Origin of the sequence: Neolewinella lacunae, assembly GCF_014349155.1 — a bacterium.
GTDB classification, from domain to species: domain Bacteria; phylum Bacteroidota; class Bacteroidia; order Chitinophagales; family Saprospiraceae; genus Neolewinella; species Neolewinella lacunae.
Genome location: NZ_JACSIT010000003.1, coordinates 1 through 322, shown reverse-complemented (window position 1 = coordinate 322; position 322 = coordinate 1). Strand labels below are relative to the sequence as shown.

Genomic DNA, 322 nt, shown 5'->3' with positions numbered 1-322 from the left:
ACCTTGACGCGAACACGCTGACGACGCTTCCTGCCAACATCAGCAAGTGCTACGAAGTGTTCTCCAACAACCGCAGCGCTACGGCATCCGGCCAGATCGGTGCGGTAGCGGGCACGACGGTAGCGGGTACGATGGCCCCCCAACTGCGGGCCCGCCTGCTGGCCGGTGGCCTGACGCCGCTGCTGCCGACCTTCACGGACGGCTGCACGGACCGCATCCGGGTATGTGTCAACGACGTGGTGGCCTACGACGCCGAAGACCCCCTGTGTGAAGATGTCATCCTGACGCGCACCTTCACGGCTACGGAGATTGCCGTCTGCCC

The 322-nt window shown here is 65.2% G+C and carries 1 protein-coding gene; it reads left to right on the top strand.

Annotated elements, in window-relative coordinates; genetic code table 11:
- Positions 1-322 (top strand): hypothetical protein (locus H9S92_RS00015; protein WP_187464685.1); only part of this gene is annotated, 322 nt, incomplete at both ends.